Origin of the sequence: Paraburkholderia oxyphila NBRC 105797, from assembly GCF_000685075.1 — a bacterium.
Lineage (GTDB): Bacteria > Pseudomonadota > Gammaproteobacteria > Burkholderiales > Burkholderiaceae > Paraburkholderia > Paraburkholderia oxyphila.
Genome location: NZ_BAYD01000142.1, coordinates 1 through 23430, shown reverse-complemented (window position 1 = coordinate 23430; position 23430 = coordinate 1). Strand labels below are relative to the sequence as shown.

Genomic DNA, 23430 nt, shown 5'->3' with positions numbered 1-23430 from the left:
CTTGCGGCCCGCCGCGAAAACAAGTTAAGGCCAAAGCAATACGACAACGACCAGATTCCAGAAACAATCAGTCTAACTGATTAAACATCAATTTCAGGAGACAACCCTCATGCGCAGCATATTCCGCGAAGACCACGAACTCTTCCGCGAGCAAGCCCGCCGCTTCATCGACCGAGAGATCGTCCCATTCCACCAGCAATGGGAGCATGAGGGCATCGTCCCCAAATCAGTCTGGCTCCGCGCCGGCGCAGAAGGCCTGCTCTGCTGCACGATTCCCGAGGAATACGGCGGAGGCGGCGGCGACTTCGGCCACGCGGCGATCCTGATCGAGGAGCTAGCACGCGTAAACGCAAGCGGCATCGGGTTCCCGCTACACTCAGACATAGTCGCCCCCTACATCTACGCCTACGGCACCGAAGACCAAAAGCGCAACTGGCTCCCCAAGCTCGCCCGCGGCGAGCACATCGGCGCAATCGCCATGACCGAGCCCGGCACCGGCAGCGACCTGAAGTCGGTGCGCACGACGGCCCGGCGCGAAGACAACAACTACCTCATCAACGGCCAGAAAACATTCATCACGAACGGCCAGAACGCAAGCCTCGTAATCGTGGTCTGCAAGACCGCACCAGAACTCGGCTCGAAAGGCGTTTCGCTGATCGTGGTGGAAGACGGCACACCAGGCTTCAGCAAGGGCCGCAAGCTCGAAAAGATCGGCCTGCGCGCGCAGGACACCTCCGAACTCTTCTTCGAGGAAGTGCGCGTTCCGGTCACGCAACGGCTCGGCGACGAAAACGCCGGCTTTTCCTACCTCATGCGTGAGCTGGCACAAGAGCGGCTCGTGATCGCCGTGCGCGCCGTCGCGTCGATCGAAGGGATGCTCGAGCGCACGCTCCAGTACACGCGCGATCGCAAGGTGTTCGGCCAGGCGATCTTCGACTTTCAGAACGCGCGCTTCAAGCTCGCGCACGCCCGCGCCAAGGCCGAGATGCTGCGCATCTATGTGGACGACTGCATCGCGCGGCACCTGCGCCGAGAGCTTTCGCCCGTGGACGCGGCCATGGCCAAGCTCAATGCCACCGAGCTGCAGAACCAGTTGCTCGACGACTTCCTGCAACTGCACGGCGGCTACGGCTATATGTCGGAGTACGTAGTAGGCACCGCCTGGGTGGATGCGCGCGTGATGCGCATCTACGGCGGCACCGACGAAATCATGAAGGAAATCATCGCGCGCACGCTGTGAACGTGCGCGCCCCATCGGAGACCCGGGAGACACCAGTGATGGACCAACCGCTGCAAGGCATAACGGTCGTGGAATTCGCGGGCCTCGGGCCCGCGCCGTTCTGCGGCATGCTGTTCGCGCAAATGGGCGCGCGCGTGATCCGCATCGGCCGCGCGGGCGAGGCGCCGCCTCAAGACCCGCTCTCGCGCGCACGCGAGCACGTCTCGCTCGATCTGAAGCGCGCGGAGGACGTGGCGCGCGCACTCGACTTGATCGCCAATGCCGATGCGCTCATCGAAGGTTTTCGCCCCGGCGTGATGGAGCGCCTCGGGCTCGGACCGGTCGTGTGCCGCGCGCGGCGGCCCGCGCTCGTCTACGGCCGCATGACGGGCTGGGGCCAGACAGGGCCGCTCGCGCACACAGCCGGTCACGACATCAACTACATCGCGATCTCGGGCGCGCTGCACGCCGTGGGCGCGGCAGGCGGCGACCCCGTGGTGCCCCTCAATCTGGTCGGCGACTTCGGCGGCGGGGGCATGGTGCTCGCGTTCGGCGTGATCGCGGCCCTCTTGCGCGCACGCACGAGCGGCGAAGGCTGCGTGGTGGACGCCGCGATGACCGACGGCGCAGCCATGTTGATGAGCATGATGTACGGCTTTCGCGCGGCCGGCCACTGGAGCGACACGCGTGGCACCAATCTGCTCGACGGCGGCGCGCCGTTCTATCGCACCTATCGCTGCGCGGACGGCGGCTGGATTGCCGTGGGCTGCATCGAGCCGCCGTTTTACGCGGCGTTCATGAAGGGCATCGGCGCGGACGATCTGCTCGAGCTGCCGCAGCGCGACAAGGCGCATTGGCCATTGATTGCCGCGCGGATCGAGCAAGCCGTGGCCATGCGCACGCGCGACGAATGGATCGCCCTGTTCGAAGGCAGCGACGCCTGTGTCTCGCCGGTGCTGGGGCTCGCCGAGGCACCCCACCATCCGCACAACGTCGCGCGCGGCGCTTTCGCGCAAGAGCGCGGCGCGTGGCTGCCGCAATGCGCGCCGCGCTTTAGCGCCTTCGATTGAGCTTCGATTGAATCGCGCGTCGCGGCTCGAGCGCGCGGTGCGGCCTTAGCGTCTCGCTTCAGCCCGCTGCCGCCAGGTGGGCCTGCGGCTCGCCCGTCAGCCGGATCTTGCCGCTCTGAACGAGTTGCGCGAGCGGCGCGGGCCGGCCCAGCAAAAAGCCCTGCACTTCGTCGCAGCCTTCGCCCGCGAGCAGGTCGAGCTGGTCCTGCGTTTCGATGCCTTCGGCCAGTACGGGAATCCCAAGGCTCTTGCCGAGCGCGAGCACGGCGCGAATGATGGCCGTCGCCTGCCGGTTCGACTGGGCCTCGCTCACGAACGACTGGTCGAGCTTGATCTTGTCGAACGGGAACGAGCGCAAGGTATCGAGCGAAGAATACCCGGTGCCGAAGTCGTCGAGCGCGAGGCTCACGCCAAGCGCCTTGATGCGCTGGAGCACGTCGAGCGAGCGCTGGCGATCGGCGAATATCGTCGATTCGGTCAGCTCGAGTTCGAGCCGCGCGGGCGGCAAGCCGGTCTCGGCGAGCGCCGCGCTCACCAGTGCGGGCAAGTCGGCGTGCACGAACTGCACGGGCGAAAGATTCACGGCAACCTTGTACGGCGGCATCCAGGTCGCCGCGCGCATGCAGGCCTCGCGCAGCACCCACGCGCCAATCTGGAGAATCAGGCCGTTCTCCTCCGCAAGCGGGATGAACACGGCCGGCGAGACGAAGCCAAGGCGCGGATGCTCCCAGCGCAGCAGCGCCTCGTAGCCGCAAATCTCGCCGCTCGGGACCGAGGTCTGCACCTGATAGTGCACGCTCAGCTGCCCGCGCGCGAGCGCCTCGCGCAGATCGGCCGCGAGTGTGCGGCGCGCCCGCGCCGTCTCGTCCATCTTCGGCTCGTAGAAGCACACCGAGCGCGTGAGGTCGGCCTTCGCGCGGTACATCGCGAGGTCCGCGTTGTTCACGAGCACCGTCTTCGTGGTGGCATCGTCGGGGTAGATCGCCACGCCGAGGCTCGCGCCCGAGAGCACCTCCCAGTCGTCGTAACGGATTGGCCGGAACAACGCTGTTTCGAGCCGCAGCAGGAAGTCGTCGAGCGCTTCGCGCCGCGCGAAGCGCAGGATGGCCACAAATTCGTCGCCGCCCACGCGCGCGACGAATTCGTCCTCGCGCACGAGGCTCGCGAAGCGTCGCGCGAGAATGCGCAGCACCTCGTCGCCGGCATGGTGGCCGCGCAGGTCGTTGACTTCCTTGAAGCGGTTCAGGTCGATGCCGATCAGCGCGAGCCTGCCGCCCTCGGCCGCCGTGCGTTCCATCTCCGCATCGATCCGCTCGTTGAAGGCCGCGCGGTTGGGCATGCCGGTGAGCATGTCGGAGAGCGCCATGCTGCGCAGATGCTCGAGCGATTCGGCGCGCACGCTATCGTCGAGCAAATAGCTCACGAGGCCCGCACCCACGATGACGAAGGCCATGCAGGCCACCGAAAGCGCGAGCGCCTGCAGCGCGGCGGGATCGGAGAAATGCCCCGCCACGGCCATCGGCTCGACCTGGAATGCGCTCATGCCCGTGAAGTGCAGCGATCCGATCGCGATCACGAACCAGCCGGCCACGACGGCGACCGAGCCGTCCGCTCGCCGCGCGGCGCGATCGAGCGCAAGCGCGCCAAAGCCGACCGAGAGCGCAATCGAGGCGATCAGGTACGGCCAACTCCATGTTACGAGCCCTTCGACGCGGTAGGCCGCCATGCCGGTGTAATGCATGAGCGCGATGGCCAGACCGACGAGCGCGCCGCCCAGCGCGGGCGCCGCGCGCGTCAGACCGCTGCACGCCACGGCGAAGCCAATCAGGCTGCCGGCCAGTGCGATGACCAGCGAAACGAAGGTGAGCAGGGGATCGAAGCTCACGGGCACACCGGGATCGAAGCCGAGCATCGCCACGAAATGCGTGCACCAGATCGCGACGGCCGACGCGGTGGCCGCGAGAAACTGCCAACCTGCGCGCTGCACGCCGCGCGTGGCGAACGCGCGCCGCACGAGGCGCGCGGTAACCCACGAGCCGGTGCCGCAGATCAGCAGCGCCACGATGACAAGCCAGATATTGTGCTTGTAGACGATGCAGCCCAGCACGTTCATCACGGGAAGGCCTCCTTTGCGCCTGGATTTAACGATTGCAATGCGGTTTCAAAGCGCGAATCAAGACGAACCGGTCCGGTGACATGCGTACGCGGCCCGTTCGCAAGTTTACGGCACTCATGTGTCGCGACTTTATATAACCCTTTTTAATCGACGTATTTGCAAACGTTTGGCGTGGTTATTCAGACGATTAGCTGCGATTTGTTTGCGGCCAATCGGCTGATATTCGGCACTGACGTTTTGGGAGGAGCCCCGGTTTCCGGGGGGCGACGCCTGGATGTGGCTTGGCGCGATGGGGGGATGGATCGAATCGGGCGCTCGTGGCGCCGCGCGGCCAGACGGATCGGCGAACAGCGCACTGCCTATGGGAGGCGCGGGCGATGCGCGCCGCGCGTGGGCGTCTCGGCACGCGATGGTGTGCCCGTGCGCCTACCAGAGGCGATCAAGCAGGATGTGGATAGCGGAATATGCGCTAGAGAAGATAAGCAGGCACGCGAGAACCATGCCGATATCCATATACAGATGGATGTGGCGTTCGATATGCGCGGCGAGCAAGCAGTCCGGATCGACCGGAATCGATTCGACCGCGTGAGAATGGCGAGTGTTGAACATGGTGAATCTCGTTCGCGAGCGAACTCGCGATAGTGCATCAATGTGCGTCATGCGTTTCGTTTGTCGTGCCGCTTCCGTCGAAAATGCTGTGAGTCGCGGCAAGCGCGCCGAATGACATGAGAATGCCGGCAAAGACCGCACCCGTCAGGGCAAACCTGTTGCCGCGTCCTTCGGCGGCAGCGCCAGTCTCGTCTCGCGAGCGCAAGGCGCCTGTCCGGCCGGCGTGCGGCGGCTCATCCCCAGCGAGCGCATGAGCGCGGGCACGAATGGACGAAATTTCAATCAGTGAAAGCGGGCTCATGGTGGTCTCTGTCAAAATCGGCTGAACAGGTTTCAGGATAGACAGGCGAACCGGCTTGCGGAATCAGACGAATTCGAGATCCCACTCGCCGAGCGGACGGCGGCTGGACTGCCGTGAGCCGCATCGGGCCGGCGCTGCGCTTCAACGCCTGCGGCCGGCCCACGGTAGTCACGATACGATCGCTCAGCGCATCATTCGACTTCGGCGATGGGTTCACGCACATTTCGATCGGCAAGCGCCTGCTTGGAAGTCGACTGGGAACGGCGGCCGGACTGCCCGGCGGCACCCGCCGTAGACGCCGGCTTCAGCTTGCAACCGACGTAGTAGACCAGCGACGTCAGCGAGAGTCCGACGATCCACGAGATATCCGCGCCGCCGAGCCGTTTGGCGACTTCACCCGTATAGAGGTCCGTTGCCATAAACGGCAGTTGCACGACGATGCCGACGAGGTATGAAAAAACGGCCGTCGTATTAAAGCGCCCATACACGCCGCCATCCTGGCGGAAGAACGAATCGACGTCGTAATCGCCGTGACAAACGATGTAATAGTCCACGAGATTACTCGCGCTACTTCAAAATAACAACAGATTCCCTTTCCCCGAAAGTCCTGCCAGATAAGGTTTCTGACGATTTCTCGCCTTGCTGCCATCCAGGCGATGAGCGCGTGATCGTGACGCGGTGTCACGATGTTACCGCGTCGCCGACGCTCACCAAAGGCAGCCCTGGGCTCGCGAAGAGAGCCGCCCGGGAATCAGCATGCGGCAGACGGCCATATCGGGCGTGCAGGGCGTTGCTGCCGCTCGGGCAGGTACGGCATGCTGCCGCGAGCGCAGCGGCGCTGGAAGGCGCCGAAGCGGCTTTGGTAGCGAAGCGCCAAAATCCACCCAGTTGTGCGGACTTATTCAGCAGCACAGGCAGTAACGCAATTGCACCGCCTGATAACATACTCAAACTCGCCTAACACGGCATTCCGAAGCGTCGGGCCGTCGCCTTGCCAGTCGTAATACGCTCTGCGGTTACATCGTTACACCGCCGAAGGAGGTCGCACGATTGAGCCGATTGATGGTCAGCTCGCAGGATCGTCAATCGCTGCACGGCGTCTTGCCGTTTTTGGCATTGCAAAAGAGTCGTTCGCTTCAACGATTACCAAACGGGGAATCCAGTTGCACGGGCGTATTCTTCGGGCGGTACAGTGAGGTGACCGCCAGAAATGGCTCAAGAACGCACTTCAAAGCATCCGCGTGCTTATGGACATATTCGGTTGACAGACATCGACCGCCGCGCGCAACCGCAATGGCCTGCATTTCCTCAATCGTCAACGGCATCCATTCACCGCGATCACTTCGCATCTGCATCGCTACTTTCCCCGCGTGCCGCATGATCGAAATAGTCCAGGTTGATGACGCGCGTCGGGCGCTCGCGTCGATACGCGGGCCGCGCGAGTTCAGGATCGGTCGATTCCCGATAGAACATAACGACGAAATGGACGAACAGGCCGAGCCCGCCCGATACGCCAAGGAGGAACAGGAGCGCGGTGCCAAAGACCCTGAGATCATACGGATCAAGGGCATCGTTCTCCGCGAGTGTCGCCATAACGAATAACGACAATGCGATGGATATCCAGAAGGGGATATAAAACCAGTACCGGACAAGCCAGCTTCTTTTTGGATTCCTCATCGCACTATGCCTGCTTGCTGTATGAAACAAGGGTCCACGTCGCATACGTCCGGTCTTCACGCACGCCAAGCAGGGCATCGAGTATTTTCATGGATCGGGGATAGCGCAGGAGCAGGTCCGGCATGGTTTGCCCCTTGCGGAAGTGCTGCGTGGCTTCGGGACTGTAGTATGTCCATTGCTTCGCACACCACATGCCCTCCTGCGGACAGGCCTCATTGGTGTACGCAGTTGTGCCGAGCGGTACGCGGTTATCCTTGGGCTTGAGGGGCAGGCCCGTCGCCGGGTCGAGATTCTTCTCGCGGGCCAGTTTGGCAACGAGCGATTCGGCCGGTTGCGGCGGCGGCACGGCGGCGTCCTGCTCCTTCTGCCACTGGAACGTTCCATCCCACTCCGGCAACTTCGTGGGCGGCAGGGGCACGATCTGGTCGATATCCGGCACCTTGGGATTGAGGCCGTCATGGTCATCGATGAACTTGCCGATCAGCTTGTAGCGACGTGATCTTTCCGGGTCGCGAGCAAGTTCCAAGTAGTACAGCGGATCGGATGTATCGGTGTCGAACCCATTTGCCAGAAATCTAGCCGATTGCTCGTCGCCTGCCTCGACCCCCTTTTGAAAGATCTCGGTAGCTTGCACATAAGATTTGCTATCCATAAGATCTACGCCAAGGTCGCTCGCCGCCTTCCCAAACCCTTGATCTACCGCACACCGCATCATTTGCCTCGAAATATCCGGGGCGCGGTCCTTCGGAGAAAGCAGGTCGCCAACGTAATACTGTGCGTCCGGATCGCCCAGATCGGCTGCCTGCCGGAAATAGTGACGCGCTTTCTCTGCGTCCTGCTCAACGCCATAGCCCACTTCAAGGTAGTGACCCATGTCGTAGTAACCCCAAGGTATGCCAGCCTTGATTAGCTGACTGGCGAGATCAACGGCTTCCGCAGGAGCATCTGGTGAGGATACCTGACCGTTTTCAAGCATATTCTGCAAATTGTTGTTGGCCTTGTAGTGCCCGCTAGCTGCCGCAATCCGGTAATACCGGGCAATTTCGTCGTAGTTCTTTGGGCCATCCTGCTTCTGTAGATAGCGCGCGTATTTGAATAGCGCATCGGCAGTCGGATCAAGTGCAGGCAGATGGTCCGCCGCATGAACGCATGTAAAGGCCAGCTTCGCACGCACGGCGCTCCAGTCGGTTTGAGAGGGCATCGGATTATCCTTGTTCGAACAGGCACATAGCAGCGACGCCAAAAGAACTATCAAGGAGACTTTTGGCATGATCTTTAATCCACGTTGCTCTTCGTCGTTGAAGCGCGCGAAAAGCCAATAAGCGACGCAATCGGTGCTTCTCCGTTTTTCTGTTTTCTCGCATTGCGCTTAATAATGTCATCCCAAGCATCAAACGCCGACTTAGGCGAATCCGATGCCCCGTCTTTTATCCCGCGAGTATGGATACTCCACAAGCGCCGCCGCAGCGGCTGCGTCACGTCCATCCGCTCGTGACAGATGTTCAGTTCGCTGTCCACCTCCATGCTGCGCGTGTTGATGTTTGCCGAGCCGTGCGTCAGGAATACATCATCGACAATCATGATCTTGCTGTGGATATAGACCGGCATCCAGTTGTCGCCCGGCGAATCCGGTGCGACCAGCGTGCAGATATGAATCTTCAGGCCGGGGATATCCTTCACCGCCAGCGGGCCACCCTTGCCCTGTCGGGCATCATCGAGTTTCTGTTGCGCTGCCTTCTGCCGTGCAGCAGCATCAGGACCTGAACTCATCCGGGCAACGGCCAGTTCATTTACCGCACGCATGATATCGACCGGTTGCTGGGCATCCTGATCTTCCTGTGCCAGGCCTGACATGAGTTTTCCCTGTCCGAGGCTCTTCAGCATGTTGTAGGTGCTCACCGTGCCGCTACCCACCCCTTCGTCACTTGAGTTCGTGACGACGAACAGATAGACCGGTCCATGCATGCCGGGATCGCGGCCCCACTGGACCTGTCTCGCGGCAGCCTCCTTGATCTTGTCCGCCAGCGGTTCCCAGCGGAAATACTGGTTTTCGATGTAGATGAACTTCGCCGCGTTGGCCGCAGTCTGGAGATACAGCGACTTGATATCGCGCCTTCCTTCCTGCGACTGGGTGCGCGTGATCTGCGCCATCACAGGCGTACCAAAGTCGCGACGCACCTTAAGCTGTTTCGACAGCGGCATGCGCTTTGTCTGCAAATCAACCTTCGCGTTGTGCTTCCACGCGTTGCAGAAATTCGCGTTCAGACATTCCAGAATCGGCCCCGTGACAATACTCGACATGTCCTGGCGTGGGGTTTGGCCATTGCGCCCGAAGCGGGCATTCTTCCGCGCGTAGCCATGCGCATCGTCATCCCAGTATGCGTCAAGCGTGTTGTGGCCCATAACGAAGCCCACAGCCTGTTCGGGAGCTTCATAGTCGATCAGCACCATTTTCTGGTGATGCGACGGTCCGGCGCCGAAGCCAAGCACAACCGCCTGCTCGCTTAGACTCTTGTCCGCGCGGCGCAAGGACTCCCGATACATGATTTCAACGCGGTCAGTCAACGAAAAGTCCCGCGTCACCAGGTGAATATTCTTGAGAGCATGAATACCTGCCAGCGATCGGGCTGCTGCGGCTCGATCCGCAGCGATGATACGGGCACGTGCGTACCAGGCGCGGTCATATTCGCGCTGCGTATTGTTTTCGTTTTGCGTCGAGATGCTACGTACCAGGTCGTACCCGGGATTTTCGTTCTCGAGAAACTGTCCAGCCGCAAAGGTATCTGCCCAGCACAGGATGCGAACCATTACTCCTTCCTGGCCTTTCTTGATGAGCAGGTCGCCGATGCAAAGCGAATTGCTGCCGACGCGTTTGAAATACATCGACGGCTGGAAACCCCAACAGATGTAGTCGATAGTGTGCTTCGCATTATCGATGGCATCGTATAAGGCGCCGAACGCCTCCTCGCCGTTGACCAATGGGCGATACGATGCCTCCATCGGAGGATACTCAGTCAGTTGCACGAACCATGGCGTACAGATCAGTGCCGAGGTGGTCTGGTCAAGTGCAATCGGGGTAACAATAGATGAAGGTTTGCCCACGTTTTCATTGCTCCGCTTCAGGATTGAGCAACTTGCTGTAACGCTGCCTGTTTAGCGCGCGGTCGCCCGATGGATTGATATCAGCGGATGGCTGACTCTCATGGAAGTGAAAGCCCTGATTCGCGAGATCACCATTCGCTGCGTTGCTGCGATATGCCTTCGCGACTGGAATCGTGTGGGTCACCCCGCTCGCCAGTTCGAGTTTGTATTGCTGCGTGGTCGGATGGTGATCGACCTGGAGCAGCCCGGTTTCATCGAATACCCCCTGTTTGACCAGGGTGCTGCCCACAAACAGCCTGTAGGGCATGCCAGCGGGAATCGCAGCCCGCGAAGCGGGCGATGCTGCGGTATTCAGCGCGAGCGGCACGGTCGGCAGGCCTGAGAGCACCGGGTGCGTCAGGTCCAGCGGCTGGTTCAGCGTCGCCTTGCCCTGCTTCTGGATCGTGATGACTTTCAGGAACAGGTCATTGGGGCCGCCCAGCGTAATGCTGCCGTCCTTGAACTGGATGAACGCACCACCACAGGTCAACGTCATTTCCTGCTTCGCCACGATGCGCGCCACGCCATTGACACTCGATATCGTCAGGTCCTGGTTCGCATCGAGCGACAGCGGGCCGCCCTGCGCCTGTATCTCGACGGGGCCTTTCGCCGCAAAAATCTTGATGCCAGCCTTCTGCACGAACAGCGAAATCTGTTCGACCGCCGCGACAGTCCACCGCTTCAGCACGCTCCAGTCGGCGTTCTTACCGGTCACGGTTGAAATGTTCTCCTGGGCCGCGAACTGGATGCCCTGGCCCGCGACGATCCCCGCCGAGGCGGGCGTGCCCGCGAGCAGCCCCGGCTTCTTCAGGCCGTCGAAGTCCTCCGTCATCTGCTGCTGCGCGTCCGTGTCGGCGGGTTCGGCCTTCGCACTGCTGGCGGACGCAGCCAGCGCCTTCGCGGTCGCCAGCGCGCTTTCGAGTTCCGCGATGATCTCCTGCATGTCGAGCTGCTTGCCCGTCGCAGCAGGACGGTCGTATGCCGTCAGGAGCAGCCCCTTGCCCGCGCGGTTGACGCCCCAGCCCGACGTGCGGACCTCATAGCCCTCGCCCCGGTATTCAAGCTTCTGGTTGACGAGGTAGCCCAGGTTAAGCTGTGACTTGCCCGAGTGCTCCGTGCTGAGCTTGATTCCCTCCTGGCCCGCCCAGTCCTCCATGCGCAGCTTGTTGTTGCTCTGCGTGCGGATCATGTTGCGCGAGAGCCAGCGCCGGTCGTTCGTGATGAGGTCCCGCGCCTGGCTGTGGTGATGAAACCCGCAAATTTCCGGCTTATCGGGATCGCCATCCCGGAACCGGATTACTGCCTCGTCATTGTCCAGCGCGACCATGTGCATGCCGGTTTGCAGCTTGCCCGCGAAGGGTTTCGCCAGGCGCATCGGCACGCTCTCGCCACCTTTCGGCCAGGTGCCAAAGTCGGCATCCAGACGTACGACGTAGTAGCCCGTCGCGGTCATATATCCGTAAGAATATTTGTCAGGACTGCAAATCCGTGCGCTGAGCGTGCCCGAAATGCGCGCCCAGGTTTCCGGCCTGAGCTGGAGCCGGAAACGCCGGTCGGCGGGAATGGCCTTGAAGGTGTTGGTGTAGGGCTTGTCGCGCGCTCCGCTGTGCGTGACCTCGATCATGACCACGTCTTTTGGCGCATCGGGCAGGACGATATCCGTCTCCAGCACGCTTGCGCACTGCAACGCCAGTACGTTACTCTCGCCCTCGTAGATGATCTGCCGTGCGAGGGCCGCCTCGTGGCGAAGCTGCGCTTCCCACTTTGCCCCGGCCTGGTCGAGATGGTGCGTGCCATAGACGTAGGGCTGGCCGTAGGTCGTCGGGTCCTGCGGGGCGAGGTTGGCACTGTCTCTAAATCTTTCCCAGGCCGATTCCGGGTTGTAGTCGGCCACCGTGTACGACTGCGGCACCGTCTCCGCGTGGGTCTTCAGTGCCGTGACCGCCTCCACGCCCCCCGCTTCGAGCCCCGCTGCCTCGCGGTACGGCACAATGTGCTGCGGCTCGTCGTAGAGATAATGGTCGATGTCATCTGCGAAGACGACCTGATCGCCGTACTCCGATTCCTGGATAAAGGCGTAGATGCCTTCTTTCTGCATCAACATCTGGACATAGGCCAGATCGGTCATCTGGTGCTGGAAGCGCCACGCATGCACCGGGTACTTGCGGCGCAGCCGGAACGCCATCAGGTGATCGGGAATGCCGTGGCGGCGCAGCACCGCCCGGATGATGTCGGGCGCTGATTGACATTGATAGGTCTGGGTCGTGGTGACCGCCGCCAGCCGTCCGAAGTGCGACTTCAGGACGAACTGGTGCCGGGTAAGATCGTTCGTCGTCTGGATGGCCGAAACGCGCTCAAGGTAGCCTGAAAACTTCTTCACGCTCCCGTCTTCCGCCGTGATGACGAAAACGGCGTCGAGGTTCAGGTAATCCGCGCGGGGCAGTGCCTCGAGATGCGTTGCCTCAATACTTACGGTAACCGGCTCCCCCATCGCCTCGGTGGCCGTGAATGACACGACCGACAGTTCTGCGGCGCTTGCCGTTCCGGGAATTTCAAGGTGAAACGCCTGCCTTCCGGGGATGGCAAGCAATACGTCTTGCAGGTCTGCCACAGGCCTGGCCTCCTTGCTGTTTTTCGTGAGAGGCGCGGCCTGGTGCATCAGGACTGCAAAGGGGTAAAAGGCCGCGATACGGGGCTCGTTGAGCCCACTCCGTTTTCTACGCCTGCGGCCATCCCGGCTCAACAGGGTCCGGTCAGAAAATTGCAATGACTTGACGGGCCGCAACACGGCCGGCGGCGGCGCGCACGGGTGTCTTACTGGATTCGCGGAAAACCCTGGCGGATGCCGGAGTACCAACCTCGCCGCGCCGGGTCTGCACTTTCCGGCGCGTCCCGCCCAGCCCCGTCCACCTGACGCGGGTCCCCTGCGAGCCTCTGCAACGGGGCGCCGCCGATCCGCCCTGGCTCTCGGGGCGCGGCGGGCACATCCGGACGCAGGGCGTGCTGGCGTAGCACGCGTTATGGATGGGCATGGCGGCCAACGCGAACCGCACGGGACGCAAGCTCAAAATTGAGCGCTCGTTGCCCTCCGCACCCGTCGCGCGATCCGGTGACGAACTGTTTTCCGCGAACGGTTTGCCACGCCGGATCATCAGACTGGCGCCCCCATGCACCGTGCGCGACCCTGGCAGCGCCTTGCGCGGAGCAGGCCGACCAGACCAACGCGAACCTTACCGGTCATGGATCCAGAATTGGACCCATGATCTGCGCGCACGGAATGTCGCAATGCCACGCATCACACGACGGTAAGGTGTTGCGGGCATGTCTTGCCAGGCTGCGCGAACCGGCCAGAGGTTTCCCCAGAATTGAGGCCGCATGTCCGGCCGTGTCGATAACCGGACGCCCGGTTTTTCGAGGGACGCTTGACTGGAGATTCAAGTCGGGCAAGCAGGTGCGGTGCACCAGACGATCCGATGCAAACAAAAATGGCGAGATCACGCGTCGCGTGATCTCGCCATTAACCGAATAATCTTTATTTAGTCCTTCTGCGCAATCATTGCCGCAGTGGCGTCCACCGCCTTGCGCATCTTGTCGACGAGTTCGTCGATCTGTCCATGCGTCATCACCAAAGGCGGCGCCACGATCAGCCGGCCGTTCGTCGAGCGCACCACGGCGCCCGCATCGAACGCCACGCTGCGGCTGTGCCACGTCAGGTCCGCTTCGTTCGCGTAACGCTCACGCGTCGTCTTGTTCTTGGCAAACTGGATGGCCGCTACGGCTCCCGCGCCCTGAATCTCGCCGATGAGCGGATGGTCGGCGAACGCTTCCCGCAGCAGCTTCTGAAGATACGGACCCGTGTCGGTCCTGGTGCGCTCGACCAGTTGCTCGCGTTGAAGCACGTCGAGGTTCGCCAACGCCACCGCGGCCGCCACCGGATGGCCCGAATAAGTCAGGCCATGCGCGAAGACGCCGCCCTTTTCGACCAGCGTCTCGCCAATGCGGCGGTTCATGATGAGCCCGCCCATCGGCACATAACCCGAGGTCAGCCCCTTCGCCACGCAAACGAGATCCGGCGTGAAGCCAAAGTAACGATGCGCGAACCACTCGCCGGTCCGGCCGAAGCCGCCAATCACCTCGTCGGCGCAGAGCAGCACGTCGTATTGCCGGCAGATTCGCTCGATTTCCTGCCAGTATCCCGGCGGCGGGAAGATCATGCCGCCGGCGCCCTGGAACGGCTCCGCAACGAACGCGCCCACGTTCTCGGCGCCAAGCTCCAGAATCTTGCGCTCGAGCGATCGCGCCGCCTTCAGGCCAAACTCCTCGGGCGTCAGGTCGCCGCCGTTGGCGAACCAGTAGGGCTCGTCGACGTGGGTGATGTTGGGAATCGGCAGATCCCCCATCTCGTGCATGAAGCTCATGCCACCGAGCGACGCGCTGCCGACCGTCGAGCCGTGATAGCCATTCACGCGGCCAATCAGCACCTTCTTCGTCGGCTTGCCCATGATGTCCCAGAAGCGGCGGACCGTGCGGATCAAGACCTCGTTGGATTCAGAACCCGAATTCGTGTAGACGACGTGGCTGAACGGTTCACCCAGCAGGCCGAACAACCGCTCGGACAATTCGATTACCGAAGGGTGCGTGGTATGAAAGAACATGTTGTAGTACGACAGTTCCTTCATTTGGCGCGAAGCCGCCTCCACGAGTTCCGGGCGTCCGTAGCCGACGTTCGTGCACCAGAGACCGGACATGCCATCGATATAGCGATTGCCGTCCGAATCCCATAGGTAGCTACCTTCGCCGCGAACCATCACACGGGGACCTTCCGCATTCAGCGCCTTCTGATCCACGAACGCGTGGATGTGATGCGCGGCATCGGAGCGCTGGAAGTCGCGGGTCGTGCGGTGACCGGGTGTGGGAGCATTCATAAAGTCTCCTAAGAATATAGTGAAGTTGGCGCGAAGCACTAGCACGCGCGAGCAATTGACGATTCGGGAATGAGCGGCCCCAAGCGGTTCATTGCAAGGGGCTTGCTCCCGATATCAGCGAAATTGAAACCACGTGGTTTTCAGCTGGCTGTATTTGTCGAATGAGTGCAAGGACAAATCCCTGCCGAAGCCCGACTGCTTGCCGCCGCCAAAGGGCACGGTCACATCGAGGGCATCGACGGTGTTGACGGACACCGTGCCGGCTTTCAGCGCACGCGCCACGCGGTGCGCGCGATTGAGGTCGTCGGTCCAGAGCGAGGCGGCAAGGCCGTAGACGCTGTCGTTGGCCAGGCTCAACGCCTCATCCTCGGTGTCAAAGCTGCTGATGGCGAGAACGGGACCAAACACCTCATCGCGCGCCAGCCGCATGTCTTGACGCACATTCGCGAACACCGTGGGTTCGACGAAGTTGTCCGAGCCATTCACGCTCAGGCGCTTGCCCCCGGTCACCAGGCGCGCGCCATCGCGTTGCGCTTGCTCCACGGCGCTCATGATCTGCGAAGTCTGCTGCGCGTCGACGATCGCGCCTGCGCGGCTCGCCGGATTGAGCGGATCGCCCGGCATCCAGTCGCGCGCTTTTTTCATCAGGCGTTCGATGAACTCGTCCTGAACAGAACGCTGCACGTAGAGACGCGAGTTTGCCGAGCACACCTCGCCCTGATTGAAGAAGATGCCGAATGCGGCCTTTTCCGCGGCGAGATCGAGATCGCGGCAGTCGTCGAAGATGAGATTCGGACTCTTGCCACCACATTCGAGCCATACCTGCTTGAGGTTGGACTCCGACGAATAGCGCATGAAGTATTTGCCAACCTGAGTGGACCCCGTAAACACGAGGCAATCCACGTCGGGATGCAGGCCCAACGCACGTCCGGCAATCTCACCCAGACCCGGAACGACATTGAGCACGCCTTCGGGCACACCCGCTTCGAGCGCCAGCTCGGCCAGACGCAGCGCGGAAAACGGCGACTGCTCCGCAGGCTTCAGCACCACGCTATTGCCCGCGGCCAACGCGGGCGCGAGCTTCCATGCTGCCATGTCGAGCGGAAAATTCCACGGCACGACCGCTGCGACCACACCGAGCGCTTCGCGCGTGATGGTCGCCAGCGCGTTCGATGCAGTGGGCGCGACCTGGTCGTAGAGCTTGTCGAGCGCTTCGCCATACCACGCGAATACTTGGGCCGCGCCCGGCACGTCGATGTTATAGGCGTCCATGACCGGCTTGCCCATATTCAGCGAGTCGAGCAGGGCCAGTTCCTCCCGGTGGGCCAGCATCAGCTCCGAGAGCCGCTGCAAGACCTTTTTGCGCTCACCGGGCGCCATGCGTGCCCATGGCCCCTTTTCGAACGCCTGACGCGCGGCGCGCACGGCCAGATCGACGTCCACCTCATTGCATGCCGCGACGCGGCCCAGCCGCTGATTCGTGGCCGGATTGATCGAGTCGAATGTCGCGCCCGAAGCCGCGTCCACGCGACGTCCGTCGATCACCGCCTTTTCGATGAAAACCTGCTCGGCAGCTCGACGCTGCCAGTACCCGAGATCGAACATGCTGCGCTCCGCTTGGACCGCTGCTGCGGCCCGGTTGCTTTGTAATTGAAGAGGATGGTGCGGTATTTCGCGCGAAAGGAGAATTATTAAAAATATTCTCGGGCGATATGATAAAACTTTGCAGCCGAGCCCCACTGCGGCGCCTTTCCCAGGGTAAGGTTACGCACATAAAACACAGGACAAATAGTCCGCGCGGCCAAGGTGCCAGCGGCCGGATATCAGAGGGACACGTGGCTTTTTATACCTTGCGGCAACTCAAGTACCTCGTCACGACGGTGGAAGCCGGCAGCGTGGCGGAGGCGTCGCGACAGCTCCATATTGCTCCGCCGTCGATTTCGAGCGCCATCAAGGGGCTGGAAGAGAGTTTCGGCGTGAAGCTTTTCATCCGCCATCACGCCCAGGGCGTGTCGCTTACGCCCGGCGGCATGCGCTTCTATCGCAAGGCGCAGGAGTTGTTGCGCGTGGCGCGCGAGTTCGAACAAAACGCGCTCGCCGACAACGACGTGGTGACGGGCCAGATCGACATCGGCTGCTTCGAGACCGTGGCCCCGCTGTATCTGCCGCAACTGATTGCGGGTTTTCGCGAGCTTTATCCGGGCGTCAACATCCGGCTGCGCGACGGCGAGCAGCAGGATCTCGTGCAGGGATTGACCGCCGGGACCATCGACGTGGCGTTCCTCTACGATCACGAGCTCGACGGCACCATCGAAGCCGAGCCGCTCATGCCGGCACAAAAGCCCTATGTGCTGCTGCCGGAAAATCACCGATTCGCGCGGCAGTCGCACGTCTCGCTGCACGAACTCAGCGTGGAACCCATGATTTTGCTCGACGTGCAGCCGAGCCGCACCTATTTCGTCAGTCTTTTCCACGATCTGGGCCTGACACCCAATATCGTCTTCGGCTCCCCCTCGATCGAAATGGTGCGAGGCATGGTCGGTCAGGGATTCGGCTTTTCACTGCTCGTGACACGCCCGAATTCGGAATGCACCTACGATGGAAAAAGGGTGGTAACGATCGACATTACCGAGTCGGTTACGCCTTCGGGGCTCGTGAGCGCGCGGCTCAAGCGCGGACAACTGACGAAGCCCGCGCAGCTGTTCGTCGACTTCTGCCGGGAGCAGCTGACCCATCTGCACGCGTCGAAATAGCCGCGCGCCCCGCGCTCCATGCGTCGATGCATGATGAGCGGGGCGTATCGATAAAGATCGCGTTGCGTTCAGAGCGGATGCTTCAAACGCGTTGCGAGGCGCTCGAGCATCGCGTCGCACTCGGCGAGTTGCGCCTCGCTGACGAACTCGTCCGGCTTGTGTCCCTGATCCATGCTGCCGGGTCCGCACACGACCGTCGGTATGCCTGCCTGCTCGAAAAGGCCGCCTTCTGTTCCGAACGCGACAGTGCCGAACTCCGAAGAGCCGCTGATCGCCGCCAACAGCCGGGCCGCTTCGCTTTCATGCGGCGTCGCCAGCCCTGGATAAGCGCCCAGCGACTGGAAGCTAATGTCCGTTTCGGGTTTCACCGTGCGCATGGCGGGGAGCAGTTCTGTCTGAGCGTATCGCTCCAGATCGTCCGCCACTTCCTGCGCGTCGAAGCCGGGCAACGTGCGCACTTCAAAATCGAACTCGCACTCCGCCGGCACGATGTTCAGCGCCCTGCCGCCCTTGATCACGCCAGTTTGCACCGTCGAAAAAGGCGGATCGAAGCGCTGGTCATGGCGCTCGGGGCGCGCAAGCTGCGTGCCGATTTCGTCGAGCCGGCCAATCAGGCGAGCCGCATACTGGATCGCATTCACGCCATACGGCGCGTACGCGGAATGGCATGCGGCGCCCTTGACCGAGCATCGCATCGCGAGCTTTCCTTTGTGGCCGAGCACGGGCTTCATCCCCGTTGGCTCGCCGATCAGACACAGAACCGGCTTGTGCGGACGCTTCGCAAGCTCGGCGAGCATCGGGCGCACACCGAGGCATCCGACCTCCTCGTCATACGAAAACGCCAGATGGATCGGCACGTGCAGATCCACCTCGATAAGCGCGGGAACCGCCGCCAGAACCGAGGCAATAAAGCCCTTCATGTCCGCCGTGCCGCGGCCGTAGAGGCGCCCATCGCGCGCAGTCAACCGGAAGGGCTCGACCGTCCAGGCTTGCCCATCGACCGGCACGACATCCGTGTGCCCGGAAAGCACCACGCCGCCGCGCCCGCCCGGGCCGATCGTCGCAAAGAGATTGGCCTTCGTCCGTTCCGCGTTATAGATCAGTTCACTGCGAACGCCGAACCCGGCCAGATAGTGCTCGATAAACGCAATCAACTCGAGGTTCGAGTCGCGGCTGACCGTCTGGAAAGCCACCAGCCGTTCGAGCAGCATGCGGCAAGACCTGTCACTCATCGCCCGGCACTCCGTAGCTCGGCGCCAAGGTGGGGTTCAGCGCTCGCGTCAGGTAATCCTGCATCTGCGGACGATAAGCCTGCCAAAGCGTGTCGAGCTGCCCAATCGGATCTTCGTCCGCCCAGTCGACACGCAAATCGGCGATGGGCCATGTGTGATCGCCAACGATCTTCAACGCGGCCGAATGCACGGGCCCGGCTTCTCCACCCGCTTCGGTCGCGGCGTGCATTGCCGCGAGCAAGCGGTCCGCCAACATACCCGCAGCGTTTTCGAAGGCCGCCACCATGGCAGCGGTGACCTCGATGCTCGCGAGCATATTGCCCGCGGCCACGCATTGCTCCCCCGCCAAGGCGTGATGAACGCCCAGCGCCTCCTTGCCGGTGAAAAATGCCGTTCGGCCCTGTGCGTCGATGGTCGTCACCTGCCGATACTCGCTCCAGCCGTTCGCGTTGAGGGCGCGCTCCACGGCTGCCGCGGGCTCCAGCTGGTCGTGCTCCAGCAGGTCCAGCACCTGCGGACCCAGTGCCGGCAGCGTGACGTTCTGCGTGGCCACGACTCCGACCCCCGCACGCGCCCACGGGCAACGCGCGCCCACCGCGATACTGGAGGAGCTGATGGCAATGCCAAGCTGCCCGGTCTCCGGGCAACGTCCGACGATCGAAAATGTCATGGCCTGCTCCTTATGCCTGTGCCTGCGTCCAGCCGTCCGGAACCACAGCGATGACGTCGATCTCCATCAGCCATTGCGGCTGCCCCAGTGCCGACACCACAAGACCGGTGGAGATGGGAAAAACCCCCTTGAGCCACTTGCCGACTTCCTGATAGACCGGCTCGCGGTAGCGCGGGTCGATCAGATACGTGGTCGTCTTGACGATGTGGGAGAGATCGCTGCCGGCTTCCTCGAGCAGTTGCTTGACGTTCTTCATGGCCTGCTCTGCCTGTGCGCGCGGGTCGCCCAGGCCGACCAGGCGTCCCTCGAAATCGGTCCCCACCTGACCGCGCACATAGACCGTGTTGCCGGCCCGCACGGCCTGGCAAAGGTCGTTGTCCAGCGACTGGTTCGGATAGGTATCCTTGGTATTGAACATGCGGATGCGAGTATGCGTCGGCATCAAATAACTCCCAATGCGTTGGTGTGTTGAATCTGCGAATCGACATTCGCGTATTCGGTGCTGGCGAGGCGCGCTTCGGCCTTGCGCTGCGCGGCATCGCGATACTCGAGATAGCTGCTCTGCGTGGCGATATGGCCGGCGACATGCTTCGCGTCGTGCCAGACGCCCCAAATGAACGACGACCCTCGTCGGGACAGCCACGGCAGCCCCACAAAATAAACGCCCGGCTCTGCCGAAACGCCGCGTTGATGCTTGGGCTTGCCCTTATCGTCGAAGGCATTCACCTGCAGCCAGCCGTAGTCGTTGGCATAGCCCGTGGCCCAAACAATCGACGTCACGCCGGCAGCCGCCAGATCCAGCTCAATAAGCGGATGCGCCACGCAATCCGGATCCGGCACGATCTCGCGGGCGTCCGGATCTTCCGGCAAATCCAGGCCATTGCGCGCAATATAGGCGTCCGCCGCATCGAGCAAAGACAGATAGTTCGCGTCGCCGTTCGCGAGATTCGTCTCGAGGTCCGCTTCAAAGGTCACGACGTCATCGGCAAACGCCTTGGTGAGGCCAACGAGCGTCATGCCTTGATGCGCGAGCTTTCGGAAGTTGACCGTATGCCCCCCTCTGGCGCCGCTGACCGCGATGGTGACGTGCTCCCTGCCCGGCACGACGGTCTCGGTATCCCACAGCCCGAGCACACCGAGCCACCAGCAGAAGTCGCGGTTCCGATACGTACGCGGCGGACGATCGTGAGGGCCGACGGAGAGATACACCTTCTTGCCCGCACGCATCAACTCTTCGGCGATCTGCACACCCGATGAGCCGGCGCCCACGACCAGCACCGCTCCGTCCGGCAATTGCCCGGGGTTGCGATAGTCGGCCGAGTGCATCTGCACGAAGCGATCGGACTTGGGCGCAATCGGCGGAATGACCGGTCGCTGGAATGGCCCCGTGGCCACCACGACGCGACCTGCTTCGATCACCCCGTCGCTCGTTTCAACGGTAAAGCCACAACGCCCCGCATTGCGCGTGACCCTGGTCACTTCCACGCCGGTGCGAATGGGCGCGCGGAACTTCTTCGCGTAGGCCTCGAAGTAGTCGGCCACGCGCTCCTTGGAGGCGAAAGCGTCAGGATCGAGGTCATCGAATTCCATGCCGGGAAAGCGGTCGTGCCAGGCGGGACCGTTCGCGACGAGCGAGTCCCAGCGGCCAGTCCGCCAACGCTCCGCGATGCGGTTCCGCTCGAGAACCAGATGCGGCACGCCAAGCTTGCCCAGGTGTTCGCTCATGGCAACGCCGGCTTGCCCGGCGCCCACAACGAGCGTGTCAACGGTTTCGATACTCATTGCTCTTTCCTCGTGCGAGCTAGTGATTGGTGTTGTTCATATTCTCTTCAGAGTCCAGGAATTACGAAATTATGATTTTTGTGTTCCTTGGCTAGCAAAAACCTCTTGGTGCCGGGTGCATAGGAAAAATCTCCGCAACCAGTAAAGAAACTATTTTTTTCCGCTTCTTTGCACCGTGCTACGCTTGATCTGTCGTTCGCAGCGCAGTGCCCGAAACCGGCCAAACGCCCGCCAGGACTGCCTTTGAAGGGTTGGCTCGCTGGCCCGTCAGGCATGGCACGGCTGTCGAATGCGGTTCCATCGGCGGGGTGAGACAGGCGGAATGGATGAGAACGGCGAGCTTCCGGGAAGGCAGCACGTCGCGAAGATCAAGGCGTTAGCGCTTGCCATGTCCCGTAGCGAGAGACCTGGCGGCCGACCGCGCAGCACCTCGGCATGATGTTCAAAGAATCGAATTTATGCAGTGACGGAATCCATACATATTAATTCGCATTACTTACAATAATACAAAACTCCATTAAAAAATCCAGTGCTTTCGGATATTCATTGATCGCCAATGATGCTCGCTTCTACTTCTTTGCCCATAGAGGAAACAACATGAGTGCCCATCGCAAGCGCCATTACCTTCGTCCGGCCATCGCAGCCGTCTCACTCGCAACGGTGGCCACCTTGGGGTCGTTCACTACGATCCCCGCACACGCGGCCGATACCCAGTTGAACGTCTACAACTGGTCCGACTACATCGGCAAGGACACCATTCCCGACTTCGAGAAGCAGTCCGGCATCAAGGTCAAATACGACAACTACGACAGCGACGACACGCTGCAGGCCAAGCTGCTCGCGGGCAATTCCGGCTATGACATCGTGGTGCCCACTTCGAACTATATGTCGCGACAGATTCCGGCTGGCGTGTATCAAAAGCTCGACAAGTCGAAGCTCCCCAACCTCGCGAATCTCGATCCGGCCATCATGAAGGTCATTGCGCAGTTTGACCCCGGCAATCAGTACGGCGCCCCTTACGCCTATGGCACGGACGGCATCGGGTACAACCAGCAGGCCGTGCAGAAGGAGCTTGGGGCGAATGCACCGGTGGACAGCTGGGCGCTCATCTTCGATCCGAACAATCTTTCGAAGCTCAAGAGCTGTGGCGTTTCATTCCTCGACCAGGCCACCGACGTATTCGCCGCGACGCTGCAGTACATGCACAAGGACCCGAACAGTATCAACCCCAGCGATTACCAGGCGGCGTATGAGGTGCTGAAGAAAATCCGCCCGTACATCACGCAGTTCAATTCGTCGGGCTATATCAACGATCTCGCGAACAACGATATTTGTGTCGCGTTCGGATGGTCGGGCGACGTGGGTATTGCGCATCGTCGGGCTCAGGATGCCAAACGGGGTTACGACATCAAATTCGCGAATGCCAAGGAAGGGGGGCTGATCTGGTTCGACGTCATGGGCATTCCCAAGGATGCCCCGCACCCCGAGGCCGCACTGGCCTGGATCAACTACATTGAAGATCCGAAAGTCAACGCCGGCATCACCAATGAAGTCTTTTATCCCACTCCAAACAAACCTGCGCGGTCCTTTGTGACCGCCTCCGTCTCCAACGACCCGGGCGTCTACCCGCCCGAGGACGTGCTCTTCAAGATGACCCTCATCAAGGCGCTGCCCGCCGACATCCAGAGACTCGAAAACCGCCTGTGGGCACAGCTCAAAACCGGGCATTGAATCGCGTAATCGCGGCCCGCTGACCGGACTGCTACCGGCCGCACTCTGACCTTTCCCTTTGCGAATCATACGTTCCACCTCGCGGCGCGTAGGGCAGCGTACGCCCGCAGCAGGTGGAACTCGAAGCACGACAAACATGGAGACAACGCAAATGCCCACCACCCCTATTCAGGAGTCGCAAATTCCGTCGCGCGACGCGTTCAT

The 23430-nt window shown here is 61.7% G+C and carries 18 protein-coding genes; 4 read left to right on the top strand and 14 right to left on the bottom strand.

Going from position 1 to position 23430, the window contains the following annotated elements:
- Positions 1 to 109: 109 nt before the first annotated feature.
- Positions 110 to 1240, top strand: coding sequence for an acyl-CoA dehydrogenase family protein (locus BO1_RS43715; RefSeq protein WP_028222972.1), 1131 nt, complete (start codon positions 110 to 112; stop codon positions 1238 to 1240).
- A gap of 38 nt (positions 1241 to 1278) precedes the next feature.
- Positions 1279 to 2289 carry a CaiB/BaiF CoA transferase family protein gene (locus BO1_RS55290; RefSeq protein ID WP_052409828.1) on the top strand — a complete coding sequence of 337 codons (1011 nt, stop codon included), beginning with the start codon at positions 1279 to 1281 and terminating at the stop codon, positions 2287 to 2289.
- A 58-nt stretch (positions 2290 to 2347) separates the two neighbouring features.
- On the opposite strand, the gene BO1_RS43705 is transcribed toward BO1_RS55290, so the two are convergent.
- The 10 genes from BO1_RS43705 to BO1_RS43660 form a co-directional block, all read right to left on the bottom strand.
- On the bottom strand, positions 2348 to 4402 hold the full coding sequence (locus tag BO1_RS43705) for a putative bifunctional diguanylate cyclase/phosphodiesterase (protein ID WP_028222971.1): 2055 nt from the start codon (positions 4400 to 4402) through the stop codon (positions 2348 to 2350).
- 429 nt (positions 4403 to 4831) lie between these two features.
- Positions 4832 to 5014, bottom strand: a complete 183-nt coding sequence (locus BO1_RS43700; protein ID WP_028222970.1) for a hypothetical protein — start codon at positions 5012 to 5014, stop codon at positions 4832 to 4834.
- A 492-nt stretch (positions 5015 to 5506) separates the two neighbouring features.
- A complete protein-coding gene (locus tag BO1_RS59900) occupies positions 5507 to 5869 on the bottom strand; it encodes a cytosine permease (RefSeq protein WP_028222968.1) in 363 nt (120 codons plus the stop codon).
- Positions 5870 to 6451: 582 nt separating this feature from the next.
- Positions 6452 to 6670, bottom strand: a complete 219-nt coding sequence (locus BO1_RS59895; protein ID WP_156992746.1) for a hypothetical protein — start codon at positions 6668 to 6670, stop codon at positions 6452 to 6454.
- Positions 6654 to 6992, bottom strand: coding sequence for a hypothetical protein (locus BO1_RS43685; protein ID WP_156992745.1), 339 nt, complete (start codon positions 6990 to 6992; stop codon positions 6654 to 6656). The genes BO1_RS59895 and BO1_RS43685 overlap by 17 nt, the downstream gene beginning before the upstream one ends.
- A 4-nt stretch (positions 6993 to 6996) precedes the next feature.
- The gene (locus tag BO1_RS43680) at positions 6997 to 8262 is read right to left on the bottom strand and encodes an SEL1-like repeat protein (RefSeq protein WP_407670079.1); all 1266 of its coding nucleotides are present in this window, start codon (positions 8260 to 8262) and stop codon (positions 6997 to 6999) included.
- 5 nt (positions 8263 to 8267) lie between these two features.
- On the bottom strand, positions 8268 to 10094 hold the full coding sequence (locus tag BO1_RS43675; RefSeq protein WP_028222965.1) for a phospholipase D-like domain-containing protein: 1827 nt from the start codon (positions 10092 to 10094) through the stop codon (positions 8268 to 8270).
- Positions 10095 to 10098: 4 nt separating this feature from the next.
- Complete coding sequence (locus BO1_RS43670; protein WP_084688748.1) at positions 10099 to 12792, bottom strand: type VI secretion system Vgr family protein; 2694 nt, start codon at positions 12790 to 12792, stop codon at positions 10099 to 10101.
- Positions 12793 to 13669: 877 nt separating this feature from the next.
- Complete coding sequence (locus BO1_RS43665) at positions 13670 to 15058, bottom strand: aspartate aminotransferase family protein (RefSeq protein WP_028222963.1); 1389 nt, start codon at positions 15056 to 15058, stop codon at positions 13670 to 13672.
- A gap of 114 nt (positions 15059 to 15172) precedes the next feature.
- On the bottom strand, positions 15173 to 16663 hold the full coding sequence (locus BO1_RS43660; protein WP_028222962.1) for an aldehyde dehydrogenase: 1491 nt from the start codon (positions 16661 to 16663) through the stop codon (positions 15173 to 15175).
- Between the two features lie 230 nt (positions 16664 to 16893).
- Between BO1_RS43660 and BO1_RS43655 the strand changes: the two genes are divergently transcribed.
- Positions 16894 to 17811 (top strand): LysR family transcriptional regulator, encoded by a 918-nt coding sequence (locus BO1_RS43655; RefSeq protein WP_028222961.1) that lies wholly within the window; start codon positions 16894 to 16896, stop codon positions 17809 to 17811.
- A 68-nt stretch (positions 17812 to 17879) separates the two neighbouring features.
- Here BO1_RS43655 and argE read toward each other — a convergent pair whose 3' ends face one another.
- Genes argE through BO1_RS43635 form a run of 4 tightly spaced genes read right to left on the bottom strand, consistent with a single transcriptional unit; the run spans position 17880 to position 21495 of the window.
- A complete protein-coding gene (gene argE / locus BO1_RS43650) occupies positions 17880 to 19043 on the bottom strand; it encodes an acetylornithine deacetylase (protein ID WP_028222960.1) in 1164 nt (387 codons plus the stop codon).
- The gene (locus tag BO1_RS43645) at positions 19036 to 19713 is read right to left on the bottom strand and encodes a DUF1028 domain-containing protein (RefSeq protein WP_028222959.1); all 678 of its coding nucleotides are present in this window, start codon (positions 19711 to 19713) and stop codon (positions 19036 to 19038) included. The genes argE and BO1_RS43645 overlap by 8 nt, the downstream gene beginning before the upstream one ends.
- Before the next feature lie 10 nt (positions 19714 to 19723).
- A complete protein-coding gene (locus BO1_RS43640; RefSeq protein WP_028222958.1) occupies positions 19724 to 20155 on the bottom strand; it encodes a RidA family protein in 432 nt (143 codons plus the stop codon).
- Complete coding sequence (locus BO1_RS43635) at positions 20155 to 21495, bottom strand: flavin-containing monooxygenase (RefSeq protein ID WP_028222957.1); 1341 nt, start codon at positions 21493 to 21495, stop codon at positions 20155 to 20157. Before BO1_RS43635 ends, BO1_RS43640 begins: the two co-directional genes overlap by 1 nt.
- 597 nt (positions 21496 to 22092) lie before the next feature.
- Here BO1_RS43635 and BO1_RS43630 point away from each other — a divergent pair.
- A complete protein-coding gene (locus tag BO1_RS43630) occupies positions 22093 to 23226 on the top strand; it encodes a polyamine ABC transporter substrate-binding protein (RefSeq protein ID WP_028222956.1) in 1134 nt (377 codons plus the stop codon).
- Positions 23227 to 23430: the final 204 nt, after the last annotated feature.